Source organism: Trichocoleus sp. FACHB-40 (genome assembly GCF_014695915.1).
Lineage (GTDB): Bacteria > Cyanobacteriota > Cyanobacteriia > Cyanobacteriales > FACHB-T130 > Funiculus > Funiculus sociatus.
On the sequence record NZ_JACJPF010000083.1, the window covers coordinates 1 to 14,226 of the forward strand.

The following is a 14,226-nucleotide window of genomic DNA, read 5'->3' on the forward strand; positions in this document are numbered from 1 at the left end:
GTCTCGATTAGTCCGAAAAACCTTATCGTTTTCCAAGTCCTTAGAGAATCACATTGGTGCCATTTGGTATTTTGTGCATGATTACAATGCATCATTACTTGTTTAGCACCACCCCCCTCCTATTACCTTTTTTTGCTGCCGTAGCCTAAGAGGACGTGCCTACAATGATTAAGGATTGTAAAAAAGCTGGGAGCGATCGCTTTCTCTATGTGCCGTATACTAGGCTACCTTGGCGCACCGATTATCTTGGACTACCTTTTGTCCAAACCAGAACACTCGCTGATTGTTCAAAGCTACCAACCCCGCGAGATGACCTCTGGCGTCGTCAGTGCTGACGGCTATGGGATTGGCTGGTTTCACCCACAACGCGAGACAGAACCTTTTGTTTACAAAAATTTGCTGCCCATTTGGGATGATATCAATCTCACCAATCTCGGTAGATATATTGAGTCAGGTTGTGTAATGGGTAACGTTCGCAGTGCTACTACTGGGCAATCAGTGGATTTGAGTAACTGCCAACCGTTTCGAGGGGAGAATCTGTTATTTACTCATAACGGTTTCATCAAAGACTTTCGTAAGACGCTATACAGACCGATTAGGGATCAGTTGAGCGATCGCATCTACCAATCTATCGATGGTACAACCGATTCTGAACATATGTTCGCTCTACTGCTCAATAACTTGGCATCTACCCCTGGTATGAGTTTGGAACAAGCAGTTTACAAAACCTTGACTACCATCGCTGAATTAGCCAAAGCTCATCAAACATCAGTTTCTGCCAACATTATTGTCAGTGACGGACATCGCATGGTCGCCACTCGCTATGCTACTACTTCCCCCGCTCCCTCCCTCTACTGGCTGCGCGACGATCCTATCTTCCCAAAAGCAGTAGTTATTGCCTCTGAACCGTTGTTTACTAGCAACTGGATTCGTTTCCCAGAAAATACCATTTTGAGCGTGGGAGAAGACCTTGAAGTTCAAATCGATCAATTCTTGTAGAGAGGCAATTTATCAGGGATTGCAGCGCTGTCGTACCGGAACTTTAGCGCTGTTTGAAGGTATAAACCACGACACCTTTTGTCGTCAAGTTCATCCCGACTTCAGCCCCATCGGTTGGCATCTCGGTCACATTGGCTACACCGAGTCTCTTTGGCTACTTAATCGTTGTGCTAGGAAACCGCCTGCGTTCACCGAATATCAACGTTTATTTGCTGCTGATGGCTTACCCAAAGTAGAACGGGTTTATTTACCAACACTTTCCGAAATTTGCAGCTACCTGGACACCGTAAGAGAACAGGTATTAGATTACCTGGAAGTAGCGCCATTAGAGGAGCAAGAACGCCTCTGGCGCTGGTTAATTCAGCATGAAAGCCAGCATAGCGAAACGGTGAGCTTTGTGCTGCAATTGCAACGCTGGCAGATGCCCCAAGTGGGATCTCTTGTGGCATCTGGCTTGCCTAATCAAGGGCGGGCATCCTACCCACCCTCCAAGCAATCTGAAATGATTGAAATCCCGGCGGGTGAGTTTGCGATGGGTAACGAATCTATCAATGCCCTGGATAATGAAAGACCAGTTCACAAAGTATATTTAGACACCTACTGGATTGACCGCTACCCAGTCACCTGCGGGCAATATCGCGAGTTCATTCAAGCGGGAGGCTATCGGGAAACCTGTTGGTGGAGTAATGCTGGCTGGAAATGGCTGTCTGAGAATCCTGTCAATCAGCCGCTATATTGGGCAGAAGACTCAGCTTGGGATAATCACCCTGTTTGCGGTGTCAGCTGGTACGAAGCTGAAGCTTATGCCAGATTTGTTGGTAAGCGTTTGCCAACAGAGGCAGAGTGGGAAAAAGCAGCCAGTTGGGATGAAACAGTCCGTTGTCGTCGCACTTATCCTTGGGGGGAAGAACTAGATGCCCACCGATGCAATCACGATAATGCTGCGGGGCAAACGACACCCGTAGATGCTTATCCATCTGGGCAAAGTGCTTATGGTTTGCAAGATGCTTTGGGTAATGTTTGGGAGTGGACATCGACTTGGTTTGATGGCTACGACGGGTTTGTAAGTTACCCTTACGCTGGTTATTCTCAGGCTTATTTTGATGGACATCGGGTGTTGAGAGGTGGCAGTTGGGCGACTCGTCCTTGGGCTTTGCGTTGTAGCTTCCGCAACTGGTATCATCCCGACGTGCGTCAGATTTTGTCTGGGTTTCGCTGTGCTAAAAGTTAATTCATCCTCATTCCTAACCCTTCTCTTCTAGCGGGAGGAGGGGTTGGGGGTGAGGGCGGATACTAACGTGGGTTAAGCGTTAAGCTGTTCGTCAAAGATAAGAATCAACACTAAACAAGCATCAAATTGAAACATCTAACTAAGGCGTGTTTTTATTGGAGCTAGCTTTGTGTTTCACTAGCTGACGGTTGTAGTGAATTGTTTTAAAGAGCGATCGCTCCCACACAAACGGAGGTTTAATGTCAATTTCTAAAACTGCAAGCAGTAAAATTTCTTCCCAGTACACTATTGAAAAACGCTTGCAGATAGAGCATCTACTTAGCCCCACGCCATCAGAGTTAAATAAACTCGATCCGGGTGACGATGTTGTTCAGGGGTTGACTCAAACTCCCAAAACTCTGCCGCCACGCTATTTCTACGATGACAAAGGCTCACAACTGTTTGAGCAAATCTGCGAGTTGCCGGAATATTATCTAACACGCACAGAAACGGCAATTTTGCAAGAGTATGCCGGGGAAATTGCCCAGATGACGGGTGAATGTGAACTGGTGGAACTGGGAAGCGGTAGTTCTACGAAAACCCGCATTCTGCTAAATGCTTACCAGGACATGGGTGAGAGGCTGCGCTATGTGCCGATTGATGTCAGTGCGGGGATTTTGGAAAGCAGTGCTAGAGAGCTTTTGGTAGACTATCCATCTCTTCAGGTTCATGCTAAGTGCAGCACTTATGAACTGGCATTGGCACGACTGTCCCCAACTGGGCTGTCTAGTCGGATGATATGTTTTATTGGCTCTACGTTGGGAAATTTAACTCCCGAAGAATGCGATCGCTTCTTTTCCCAAATTACAAATGCCCTCCAGTCGGGTGAGTATTTGTTACTAGGAATAGACTTAGCCAAGCCTAAACATTTGTTAGATGCAGCCTATAACGATAGCTGTGGCGTGACGGCGGCGTTTAATTTGAATATGCTGGAGCATTTGAATCGGCGCTTTGAGGGCAATTTTGACATCTCACAGTTTGAACACTGGGCGTTTTATAACGAAACTCAGCAGCAAATTGAGATGCACTTGAGGAGTAAGCGATCGCAAACTATCCAGCTTCGCGCCCTCAACTTAACGATTGAGTTTAGCAGCGGCGAGACAATTCTTACCGAAATTTCCCGCAAATTCGATCTCAAAACTATGCAGCAGTATCTCCAAACCCAAGGTTTAAAACCGCTGCAAGTTTGGACAGATCAACAGCAGTGGTTTGGGTTATTGCTTTGCCAGATGCAACCTTCTGTTTTGTAGGGTGTTAACCTCTCCCCAACCCCTCTCCTGAAAGGAGAGAGGCTTTCAGTTCTAACCCCTGCCCTTGAAGGTAAGGGGTTAGAGGGTTAGCTTTGCCTTAAAAACTTAACCATATTAAGCCTTTGTTGGGTTTCTAGCTAGAACTAGCGGAAGCCAGCGATCGCTTGTTCTAACTGAGTTGCTGTCAGAGACTTGATCAGAGTCAGGTTAAATGGAATTTGGCTGATAGCATTGACATAAGGCTGACTTAGGTAGGGGCGGTATTCTGGCTGATTACTCAGGTGAGTTTTAAAAAAAGCCGTCGAGAGCGCCCTGAGTTGGGGACGAGCTAAGGCAGGATCTGAACCAATCAATTCTGGTGGGACAGGCAACACCCCTTTTTTTCCGCCAAGATAAGAGAAGTGAGTGGCGTTTTGGGCCATAACCAAATATTTCTGGGGCGTTGTTAGCCAGGTAAAGGGGAAAATCTGCTCCGGTACTGGTGGCGTAAACAAATCCTCAACACCTGCAACCAGCATGACGGGAACTTGAATTTTACTTAATCCCTCCTGTCCAAAGATAGTGCTACTCAAGGGATTTACTGCCAGTACCGCTTTCACCCGTTCATCTTGCAAATTATAGTTTTGGGGCGGTAAATCGGTACTTCGACACTGTAGCAGCAGTGACAAATTAAAAGATGTATTGTTCAGTTCAGATTGATTGCACACCTGACGCAGCTTTTCAAAGTTGAGTGCAGCACCCCCAAGAGCTAGAACCGTATAACCGCCAAGCGATTGACCAATTACTCCCACCTGTTGCACACTCAGCCTTCCTTTCCAAGCAGGGTCAGACTCAGATTTTTGCTGGAGTTCATCCAGTAAATACTTGACATCCAAAGGGCGATTGATAAATGTGGTGGGTTGCGGGGGTGTATCGAAACCAGTCAAGAATTGCTGAAACTTTTCGGCACTCGTATCAGGATGCTCCACCAGTGCCACTGCAAAGCCCCAAGATGCCAAATGTTCAGCTAGATAAGCAAAGGTATTGCGGTCTGAGGCAACACCGTGAGAGATGACAATTACAGGGGCAGTTGTCTGGAGTCCTTGAGGCAAGTAAATATCGGCAGGAACGGGAAGTTCCCGGTTTGGGTTGTTAAAGGTGATGGTTTCTTTTCGCCACCTAAATTGTCCTGAAACCCGTAAATCTGGCTCTGGTAAAGATGTTAAAGTCGTTGCTACTTCATCTGCCGCCTGCTGTTGAATGCTGTTGACGATTAAATCCCGCCTTCCGAATAAATAAGACACCTGTCTAATTGCTTGGAGACTTAGTTGCCGGTCTAGGCGGATGGTACGCAGGGGGAACTGATGCAGTATATTTACGAGGGTTAACCCTTCTGGGTCAGCAGCAGCCTGAATGAAGGCGGATCGTAGGGCATAAAAACCATTTTGGTTAAAATCAGCTTTCAACCCACATTCCGCAGGTTTCAGACGAGTAAGTAATATTTCTGGCAAGCGGCTCCCAAGAAACGGAGAATTTGCTGGCGTTCCTCAGTTAGATTGGCAATTTGTTTGATGTTGTCCATCGTCACCAGATGAACCGATTGAAAACACTGGAAAATCCAACGCAAGGTTGGCATTTGAGTGGGTTTGTTTAATTGGTTCTTGAGACTCTGTTTAGACTGGCTTAAGGCATGACGTAACAGGCGTTGCCCTAAACTGTAGACCAGTAAACATAGCCCCATCACCATTGCCAAAGCCGCAACTCGATGGGGAGATTTGAGAAATACACTGGAGGTAAAAAACAAAGGGTCTTTGAGGAAACGAAAGCCGCGTTCGGTGGACTGCTGAGCTTTGTACTGACCCAGCAAATCATCGTCACTGAGAATTTGGGGGTCTAAGACATTGGTGGCGAGAATAAACCGTCCGGCGCGTTGCGTTTCGATGGCAATTGCCCCTGCATCTTGCTCAAGGATGGCTTGCACAAAATATTGTCGCTGGGTTGGTGGAGTGGTATCCTTACGCGGTCTGCCCCGCTTGGCTTTGGGAACTCGCTCGATAACATTCACCTGGGTGAAGCAATGGTAACGCCAAGCCTTTTCCAGTTGGTTTGCCGCACCACGGGCATCCGCTTCACAGGCAAAGGCTTGTCGGCTTAACTGGTTGAGTTGGGATTGAACCCTTTGATAGTGCTTGGCGACTTGCTCACCGAGATGTTGTAGGTCAGAGGCTTTGCGGGCTTCACTTTCCACGACTAACCAGCGTTGCTCCACTCCAGCATACTGACTCTGGGTCCGTGCCATCCGATAGCCCGACATCCGGCTTGCCACGAACGCTTCGGCCGGAGTCCCCTGTAAACGTTCCTTGGCCTGGCTCAAGGTTGCCGGAACTCGCGATAACCAGCGCAACCCGGATAAGGCGTACAGATTCTCCTGGCAATACAACGCACTGTCTGCCACAAACAGGGACTCAAAGTTCAACTGGGACTTGAACTGTCTGAGCAGTTGAGCAAACACCGCTTTGTCTGCCTCATTGCCATCGGCAACCCGCAAATACAACGGGATATCCCCATCCCCGCTACACATTAAGTCCACCACAAATTGCTTCAAGTCCGGTCGGTGATCCCTGGAATATCCGTGGGTGATAGCAATCGTGCGCATCTGAGCCGTCTGTGACGCTGATTGGCAGGCATACTTCCCATCGACATGAAACGAACTCGAATCCAAATGTAGAGTCGTTGTTGCTACCCCAAATCGCTTTGCTGCCGAAAGTGCGATTTCTACAAAGACTTCTGTCAATCCTGCTTCAAACAACTCATCTAGCACTCGTCCGATGCGGTCGTCGTTAAGATGTTCTGGTTGTATCCCCTCCCCAATCAAATGCTCTGTCGCCTTGCCGACAAAAAATTGCTCGAACAAATACAATGGCGCACTGACAAAACCTAACCCATTTAAAATCATCGCTTTAACAGCTTGCCCAGGGCTGACAATCTGTAACGGATGCTGTCCTAGACGTTGGTTGACTTGCTCGACCAACCCCATCTGGTCAATTATTCCCGCTACAATCCCACTGTGGTCAATATCTTGTACGCTAATCTTTGATGCTCTCATACATCAAAAATATAATGGTTCTATTCCAAAACCTGCGGAATGTGGGTTTCAAGACTTGCCCCAAACGCCTCAATATTTGTTCTCCAATCGGCGTGTAGGTAAATTGAGAGATAGTAATAGGGCCTACATCAAGGCGTCTTTGCAGTAACTCCCGCAGTACAGCAAGTTGTTGTGGTTTGACACGATTGGCATAAAAGGCAAATTCTGGGGTGATTTTGCCTTCTTTGGCAAAGATTTCCAGGTCTTTAATGGAAATATAGAACTCGCCAAAGGGAGGGTAAAAGAAGGCAATTCTCTCGGCACCGAAAGCAGGAATTGCACTCAAAGCTGTGGAGAGTATTCCCAAGCATAGGGAAAAGAAAAAACGCGACACAGGGGTCGTCCCTTTGGGCGATCGCATCTTTTGAAGCCAACTTCTGTTTTTCTTATGCCCAGCAGGGGAGTTCTGTTGCTTAAATGAGTGCAACGGTTGAGAGGTTGCACGATCTTGACGAGGGGAAGATGCCATCTGGAGATCCAATAAAGTTGATTAGGGGATGCTAGATATCTTCATTGTCTTTACTCCAAGTGCTTCACCCATATCCCCAACTTTAGTGGAGTTTTAAGAGTCCCAAGTTCAGCTAACGCTAAAAATCCACACCCTGCGTAGGAACGAAACCCAACAAATGCTTCTGGGTGTTGGGTTTCGCATCCAAGCGGCCAACCTACAACTTAAGAGTCTCCAGTTTCCTTCATCAGCCCAAATAACAGTGGCAGTTTGGCTTCTCGATCAAGGACTCGGCTAAGGCATTCAGGGCGATCGCTGCTAGTAGTCCCCCACCTAAAGTACCAACGCTGGTTATGAAAGGAACGCCGGAACGCATTAAGCGGCGTTTGGCAGATGGGGCGTGACTAAACCCAATTGGCATCCCGATAATTAAGGCAGGTTGCAGCTTACCGTTTTCAATTGCTTCGCAAGCTGCCATTAATACTGATGGGGCATAACCTACTACTAGAACACAGTTAAATTTTAGCTGCTGCAATCGTTCCCGCCATTGGCGATGTTGCCAAAATTCGTGTTCTGCTTCGGTAACACTGGTAATGTGGGGGTCATCAATTAAGGTGACAACCTCACAGCCCAGATGCGCTAATCTGGTTTGGTCGAGGCTGGCAAAAACTGGTTTTACATCAGCGACGATTTGGCAACCAGCGTTTAGGGCATCACGGGCAGCTGCGATCGCGCTTCCGCGCACGCTTCGCTCCGCATTCTCACTCAGTCGCACAATATCCACTAAACTGACATCGCCACAGGCTAACACCAGTTTCTTAAGTAAATCTACTTCAATTTCTGAGCGATCGCTCAAATCCGGTAACAGGTGTTCTAACGATTCTTGAAATTCTTCTGGATGGGTGTGTGTCGCAGCATCCAAGCCGTCCCAAAGTTTTTCTAGTTGTGCGAATCCGGTGATCGTTTCTACTTCCAGTTGTCGCAGTTGGTCGATTGCTTCTAATTGGATATTAAGACATTCGCGATCGCGTCCTAACAATCCTTCCAACGCCGATGCTGTTTGCCGCAACCTTCCCAGATATTGCATCACAGACCGATATTGCTGTTGCAGTTGAGTCATCAGCGAGTCATTTGTCGCCGTCATGCTGTCGGTTGCCAACAACTTTTGGATGTGGGACAGCTGAAATCCTTGTTGCTTCAACGCCACGATCCGCCGCAAGTGTTGTACATCGTGATCGGTGTAGAGTCGGTAATTCCCATGCGATCGCTTAGCAGGTGGTAACAACCCCAAAGTGTGATAATGCCTCACCATTCTGGGAGTAAGACCACCGCCTACCGCCTTGATGAGATTTTTAATCGTCAGGGGGTTATTTGTCATACCTTTAGTCTAAGTAAGGTGGGCAATCAATACCAAGGATAAGAGCAAAAAGGAAAAATAAAAGCATTATTTTGTTCTTTTTGTTTATTTTGTCTCAATATCCGGGTAATGCCGTCGCCTGCCGTATTTATTATCGCCATGCTAGTCCCTTTCTTTGGGGCGCTTTTTTCTTTTACCTTCTCAATGCCCACCTATAGAAGTTGACATTTACATTAATGTCAACGTTTACCGTGGTCTAGAAAGGCGATTTCTAGCACCCCAATGACTTCCTATTCCCTTACCACTCCAAACTTCAACCAACTCCTCAAAGAACATCCAGATGCTATAGCGGCTACTTTGTGCGGTCTACTCGTCTTCCTGGGTTGGCTTTGCCTGCAATTTAGCTGGGTTGGACTTAGTTTATTTCTGCTGCCAGCAGCCTATGTAATTGGCGGCTACGAAAGCGCCAAGGAGGGACTAACGACTCTTTTTGCAGAAAAAGAACTCGATGTCGATTTATTAATGATCGTGGCGGCGCTAGGGGCTGCGGGGCTGGGATTTTGGCGGCAGGAGTATCACCTGCTTGTTGATGGTGCGGTGCTGATTTTGATTTTTGCCATCAGCGGCGCACTCGAAGGCTATGCTATGCAGAGAACTAACCGGGCGATCCGCAGTTTAATGAGTTTGACACCGGATACTGCCAGAGTGATGTTAAACGGTCAGGAACATGAGGTTTCCATTGATAAATTAAAAGTGGGCGATCGCCTCTTAGTCAAACCCGGAGAATTGATTCCCACTGACAGCATCATCATCGAAGGCGAAAGTAACCTCAACGAAGCATCAATTACAGGTGAGTCATTACCAGTAGAGAAAACTGTCGGCGATGAAGTGTTCGCTGGGACAATTAACGGGACTGGCGCTATTACCCTGAAAGTGCATCAACCCCCAGAAAGTAGTTTAATTCAGCGGGTGATTCGTTTGGTACAGCAAGCCCAAACTGAAGCACCTCCGTCGCAGCTATTTATTGAACGCTTTGAGCGTGGATATGCGAAAGTAATTGTGTTGGTGGGGATACTTTTAGCAATTTTGCCGCGAGTATTATTGAATTGGGATTGGGAAACTACAATTTATCGGGCGTTGATTTTTCTGGTGGTAGCTTCTCCCTGTGCATTGATGGCGGCGATTATGCCAACATTGCTATCAGGAGTGGCAAATGGGGCGCGACAAGGTATTTTATTTAAAAGTGGCACCCAGTTGGAGATAATGGGAAAAGTCAGAGCGATCGCTTTTGACAAAACTGGCACTCTCACCACAGGTAAACCGCAAGTTGTCGAAATTATCCCAGCTTCCGGACAATCAGAAAGTAGCGTATTGCAGATAGCAGGTGCAATAGAAGCATTTTCAGAACATCCTATCGGAAATGCGATCGCCCAAACCGCCCAAGATCATCATCTGAGTGTTCCAACTGCTACTAACGTGCGATCGCAAACAGGTTTTGGGATTATCGGTGAAGTAGACACAAAGCAGGTAAAACTCGGTAAAGCTGCTTTTGTGAAATCGGAAAACTCTGACTTTGCCGAAGATTTGATTAAAGAATGCGATCGCTTAGAATCGGAAGGCAAAACCGTTGTTTGGGTAGCTGCTGACAATCAAATTCTGGGAATCATTGCTATTGCTGACACCCTACGTCCCGCTGCTGCTGCAACAGTAAAATGCTTAAAACAGCTAGGCATAGAACAGATTATCATGCTGACTGGTGATAACGAACGCACCGCCAAAAGCGTTGCCCAACAGTTAGGAATAGACCAAGTTTATGCCGAACTTCTCCCCGAAGATAAAGTATCAGTAATTCACGGTCTGCAACAGCAATATCAAACCGTGGCGATGGTGGGAGATGGGATTAACGATGCACCCGCACTTGCTACAGCATCAGTGGGAATTGCAATGGGAGCAGCTGGCAGCGATGTAGCTTTAGAAACAGCTGATATTGTTTTAATGGCAGACCGTTTAGAAAAATTGTCTCAGGCAATTAATTTAGGTCGTCGTGCGGATAAAATTGTTAAACAAAACATCGTTTTTGCACTCAGTGCCATTGTATTGCTGTTAATCGCCAACTTTACTGCTAATATCACTCTACCTCTAGGCGTGATTGGCCATGAAGGATCTACTGTACTCGTGACGCTAAGTGGTCTAAGATTACTAAGAAATTAGGCTATCGTGCGATAAATCTGTAGGGACATGGCATTGCCATGTCCCTACCAACGTAGCCCGAATGTCAAAACCGCGATAGATTCCACCCAACTGAGAAACGCTATAGCAGTTCAAAACAAGTTCTGAAATCTTTCTTCCTATGTATCGCAGATGAGACATCTGCGACATATTTAGCAATATTTCAAAATAAATTAATTTTAATGACTCAGATAATCTATGACAAAAAGACGCATTATTATATTTTTTTCTTTACTCCTTGCGACATTAATCATCTTAACCATACGAGCAAATATTAACACTCCTCTTGTAGCACATAAAAATAATAAATTGCTCGTTTCTGCCGCCGCTAGTTTAAGAGAATCACTCCAAGAAATTCAGCTTCTTTACCCACAAAATAAACAAAATATCAACCTTAATTACAACTTTGGCGCTTCCGGTGCCTTGCAACAACAAATTGAAAATGGTGCGCCAGCGGATGTATTTATTTCTGCTGGTAAAAAGCAAATTGATGCCTTACAAGAAAAGGAACTTATTCTCCCCGATACTCGCCGCAACCTGCTAACTAATCGCCTAGTCTTGATTGTGCCAAGAAATTCTTCAGAAGTTAGCAATTTCCGCCAACTGACAAACGCTAAAGTGAAAAGGATTGCTGTCGGAGAACCACGCAGCGTACCAGCAGGACAATACGCTGAACAAGTCTTCATAAATTTAGGTATTTTGCAGCAAATTAAACCAAAATTTGTGCTAGGAAACAACGTTCGTCAAGTTTTAGCAGCGGTAGAAAGTGGCAACGTCGATGCAGGTCTTGTTTATGCTACAGACGCGAGAACATCACAGCAGGTAAAACAGGTAGCAACAGCAGCAGAAAACTTACATTCCCCGATTGTTTATCCAGTAGCAGTGCTTAAAAATAGCAAAAATATACCTGCGGCTAAAGAGTATATCCAATTTTTATTTAGTAATCAAGCTAGAACGCTATTTCAAAAATATGGATTTGGGATATAGCAATCCTCGGCAGAATTGTGAAAAACTAACCGCTGAGGCAAGAGGAGAAGGAAAGGGAGAATTTTCTAAATAAGGCATGATTGCCATATCCCAAAATTTTCAATTTTAATCTCGTTTTATGGAGCCTGGGAACGGGAGAAGGAGTGTAAATTAAGTATAATAGCTTGGCTTACTTTTGCATTAAAAAAAATGCCAATGCAACTTGATATATCTCCTTTATGGATTTCTCTTAAAATTGCTTCAATCGCCACCGTTATTACTTTCTTACTTGGCATTCTAGCTGCTTACTGGATGCTAGAATATCGAGGAAAATGGAAGTCGCTAATTGAGGCGATTTTTATTTTACCCTTGATTTTGCCGCCAACAGTCGTAGGCTTTTTATTACTGCTGTTGTTCGGAAAAAATGGTTTTGTGGGAATGCTACTACCTCTAAATTTTAGCATTGTATTCACTTGGTACGCCGCTGTAATAACTGCTACAGTAGTTGCTTTCCCATTAATGTACAAAACAGCATTGGGAGCATTTGCACAAATTGACGCTAATTTATTAGCAGTAGCTAGAACTCTTGGCGCTTCTGAATGGTCAATTTTTTTGAGAATTAGTTTACCTTTAGCTAGTAAAGGAATTATCGCGGGAACAACGCTGGCTTTTGCCCGTGCTTTGGGAGAATTTGGCGCTACTTTGATGTTAGCTGGCAATGTTCCGGGACAAACGCAAACGATTCCAATGGCGATTTATTTTGCGGTGGAAGCGGGGGCGATGAATGAAGCTTGGTTTTGGGCGCTGGCGATTATGGGTATTTCTTTATTAGCAATCGCATCTGTCAATTTCTGGCAAGATGACCGAAAAAGGCAAAAACAAGACTTATCCCAATCCCCCATTTCTAATTTCCAATTCCCAATTCCCAATTCTGGACTTTTTGTAGATATTCAAAAGCAACTTTCTGACTTTACCTTAAAAGTTTCCTTCAGCAGCAATGAACAGCCTTTGGGATTGCTGGGCGCTTCTGGCGCTGGTAAAAGTATGATATTGCGTTGTATTGCTGGAATCGAAACACCCACCCAAGGACGGATTGTTTTAAATGGGCGAGTGCTGTTTGACTCAGAACGAGGAATCAATATTCCAAGTCGCGATCGCTGTATCGGTTATTTAGTGCAAAATTACGCCTTATTCCCTCACCTAACTGTTGCTGAAAATATTGTTTTCGGCTTACCAAAAAAGATATCGGTTGCCAAAATTAAACAGCAGGTGGAAGCCCAACTTGCAGCGGTGCAGTTGCAAGGATATTCTCACCGATATCCCCGTGAACTTTCTGGCGGTCAACAGCAGCGAGTTGCTTTAGCAAGGGCTTTGGCAAGTCAACCTGAAGCGCTGCTATTGGACGAACCTTTTTCCGCACTCGATACCCACTTGCGAAGCCAGATAGAACAGCAATTAATTGCCAGTTTGGGGAATTATCAGGGTGTTACTTTATTTGTGACGCACAATTTGGAAGAAGCTTATCGGGTTTGTCAAGATTTGCTGGTGCTGGAAAGAGGGAACGCGATCGCTTACAGTTCAAAGCAGAATATTTTTGAGCGTCCCAAGGTTGTAAGCGTTGCCAAATTAACAGGTTGCAAAAACTTTTCTCGCGCCCGAATTAGTGCATCCCAAGAAGTAGAAGCAATAGATTGGGGTTGCACTCTCCGAGTTATCGAGCCTGTCTCAGGTTTGCTCTCCTACGTCGGAATTCGCGCCCATCAAGTAACCTTTACTAAAGACCCGAATCAAGAGAATACTTTCCACTGTTGGTTGGTGAGAACCAGTGAAAGTCCACACCGAATGACTCTATATCTCAAGCTCAACTCTTCCCCCACTACTCCCCACGATTACCATCTGCAAGCCGAAGTTTTTAAAGAAAAATGGGCGGTTCTCAAAGACCAATCTTTCCCCTGGTACGTCCGGTTAGATCCAATGCGGCTAATGTTGTTGGAGGAGTAAACTTACTGTGGAATTACTTATAGAAATATATAGGATTATTTACGAAAGTTTGTAATATATAATTAAAATATCTTTTTATTTAAAATAAAACCAAAAAGTTGCTTTTGTTCAAAGGAACTGTAAGGAATGGGAGCCACGGTTATTCGCGGGCGTGGCGTTTGAGGAACCTGAACTAACAAATCGCATCTTCTAAATTTTTAACTCTAACTGAACCGTATTGTTGTTTAGCCAATTTTGGCAGAACGAGATTTGTACTCAAACATATTGTTTTCCAGAAACTCTCCCCGCCGCCGCTACCCCGGAAGCGGCGGCAGAAAGATGATAAAACACATTCCGGTCGTACGGCTAAAGATTTCAAAACATCAAGAGGATATTTTCAAGAGTTACAGATTACGAATAAGTTGTTACATTGTAAGACAAAACTTACTCACTTCTTACGGATGCGTTCGGCGATCAAAAACCAGAAATGTTGAATCTAGATACAAAACTTTACATAGTCGAATAGACTCTTCCTATCTAAGAGCTTTGAGTTAACATTTAGTTAACTTAGTCATCCAGTGTACATAGCTGATTTCTTGACAC

General features: G+C 45.4%; 10 protein-coding genes and 1 pseudogene. 7 read left to right on the plus strand and 4 right to left on the minus strand.

Going from position 1 to position 14,226, the window contains the following annotated elements:
• The 4 genes and pseudogenes from H6F63_RS18875 to egtD form a co-directional block, all read left to right on the plus strand.
• Positions 1-106, plus strand: a pseudogene (locus H6F63_RS18875) (IS1 family transposase); the annotation flags it as partial.
• Between the two features lie 101 nt (positions 107-207).
• Complete coding sequence (gene egtC, locus H6F63_RS18880) at positions 208-999, plus strand: ergothioneine biosynthesis protein EgtC (RefSeq protein WP_190639048.1); 792 nt, start codon at positions 208-210, stop codon at positions 997-999.
• Complete coding sequence (gene egtB / locus H6F63_RS18885; protein WP_190639049.1) at positions 971-2,230, plus strand: ergothioneine biosynthesis protein EgtB; 1,260 nt, start codon at positions 971-973, stop codon at positions 2,228-2,230. Before egtC ends, egtB begins: the two co-directional genes overlap by 29 nt.
• A 239-nt stretch (positions 2,231-2,469) precedes the next feature.
• A complete protein-coding gene (egtD, locus tag H6F63_RS18890) occupies positions 2,470-3,519 on the plus strand; it encodes an L-histidine N(alpha)-methyltransferase (RefSeq protein ID WP_190639050.1) in 1,050 nt (349 codons plus the stop codon).
• A 143-nt stretch (positions 3,520-3,662) separates the two neighbouring features.
• On the opposite strand, the gene H6F63_RS18895 is transcribed toward egtD, so the two are convergent.
• The 4 genes from H6F63_RS18895 to H6F63_RS18910 all read right to left on the minus strand — a co-directional run bounded on the left by H6F63_RS18895 (position 3,663) and on the right by H6F63_RS18910 (position 8,469).
• Positions 3,663-5,009, minus strand: coding sequence for an alpha/beta hydrolase (locus tag H6F63_RS18895; protein WP_190639051.1), 1,347 nt, complete (start codon positions 5,007-5,009; stop codon positions 3,663-3,665).
• Positions 4,982-6,604 (minus strand): IS1634 family transposase, encoded by a 1,623-nt coding sequence (locus tag H6F63_RS18900; protein WP_190639052.1) that lies wholly within the window; start codon positions 6,602-6,604, stop codon positions 4,982-4,984. Before H6F63_RS18900 ends, H6F63_RS18895 begins: the two co-directional genes overlap by 28 nt.
• On the minus strand, positions 6,585-7,112 hold the full coding sequence (locus tag H6F63_RS18905; protein ID WP_199298145.1) for an alpha/beta hydrolase: 528 nt from the start codon (positions 7,110-7,112) through the stop codon (positions 6,585-6,587). Before H6F63_RS18905 ends, H6F63_RS18900 begins: the two co-directional genes overlap by 20 nt.
• A 226-nt stretch (positions 7,113-7,338) precedes the next feature.
• Positions 7,339-8,469 carry a precorrin-8X methylmutase gene (locus tag H6F63_RS18910; RefSeq protein WP_190639053.1) on the minus strand — a complete coding sequence of 377 codons (1,131 nt, stop codon included), beginning with the start codon at positions 8,467-8,469 and terminating at the stop codon, positions 7,339-7,341.
• A 261-nt stretch (positions 8,470-8,730) separates the two neighbouring features.
• On the opposite strand from H6F63_RS18910, the gene H6F63_RS18915 reads away from it, so the two are divergent.
• The 3 genes from H6F63_RS18915 (at position 8,731) to modB (ending at position 13,644) form a co-directional block, all read left to right on the plus strand.
• Positions 8,731-10,659, plus strand: a complete 1,929-nt coding sequence (locus tag H6F63_RS18915; protein WP_190639054.1) for a heavy metal translocating P-type ATPase — start codon at positions 8,731-8,733, stop codon at positions 10,657-10,659.
• A gap of 327 nt (positions 10,660-10,986) precedes the next feature.
• Positions 10,987-11,664 (plus strand): molybdate ABC transporter substrate-binding protein, encoded by a 678-nt coding sequence (gene modA, locus H6F63_RS18920; protein ID WP_242019923.1) that lies wholly within the window; start codon positions 10,987-10,989, stop codon positions 11,662-11,664.
• 195 nt (positions 11,665-11,859) lie between these two features.
• A complete protein-coding gene (modB, locus tag H6F63_RS18925; protein ID WP_190639057.1) occupies positions 11,860-13,644 on the plus strand; it encodes a molybdate ABC transporter permease subunit in 1,785 nt (594 codons plus the stop codon).
• Positions 13,645-14,226: the final 582 nt, after the last annotated feature.

Excerpts from the sequence above, each read along its gene's own strand:
- egtC (WP_190639048.1), top strand. The coding sequence starts at position 208 with ATGTGCCGTATACTAGGCTACCTTGGCGCACCGATTATCTTGGACTAC.
- egtD (WP_190639050.1), top strand. The coding sequence starts at position 2,470 with ATGTCAATTTCTAAAACTGCAAGCAGTAAAATTTCTTCCCAGTACACT.
- H6F63_RS18900 (WP_190639052.1), bottom strand. The coding sequence starts at position 6,604 with ATGAGAGCATCAAAGATTAGCGTACAAGATATTGACCACAGTGGGATT.
- H6F63_RS18905 (WP_199298145.1), bottom strand. The coding sequence starts at position 7,112 with ATGGCATCTTCCCCTCGTCAAGATCGTGCAACCTCTCAACCGTTGCAC.
- H6F63_RS18910 (WP_190639053.1), bottom strand. The coding sequence starts at position 8,469 with ATGACAAATAACCCCCTGACGATTAAAAATCTCATCAAGGCGGTAGGC.
- H6F63_RS18915 (WP_190639054.1), top strand. The coding sequence starts at position 8,731 with ATGACTTCCTATTCCCTTACCACTCCAAACTTCAACCAACTCCTCAAA.
- modB (WP_190639057.1), top strand. The coding sequence starts at position 11,860 with ATGCAACTTGATATATCTCCTTTATGGATTTCTCTTAAAATTGCTTCA.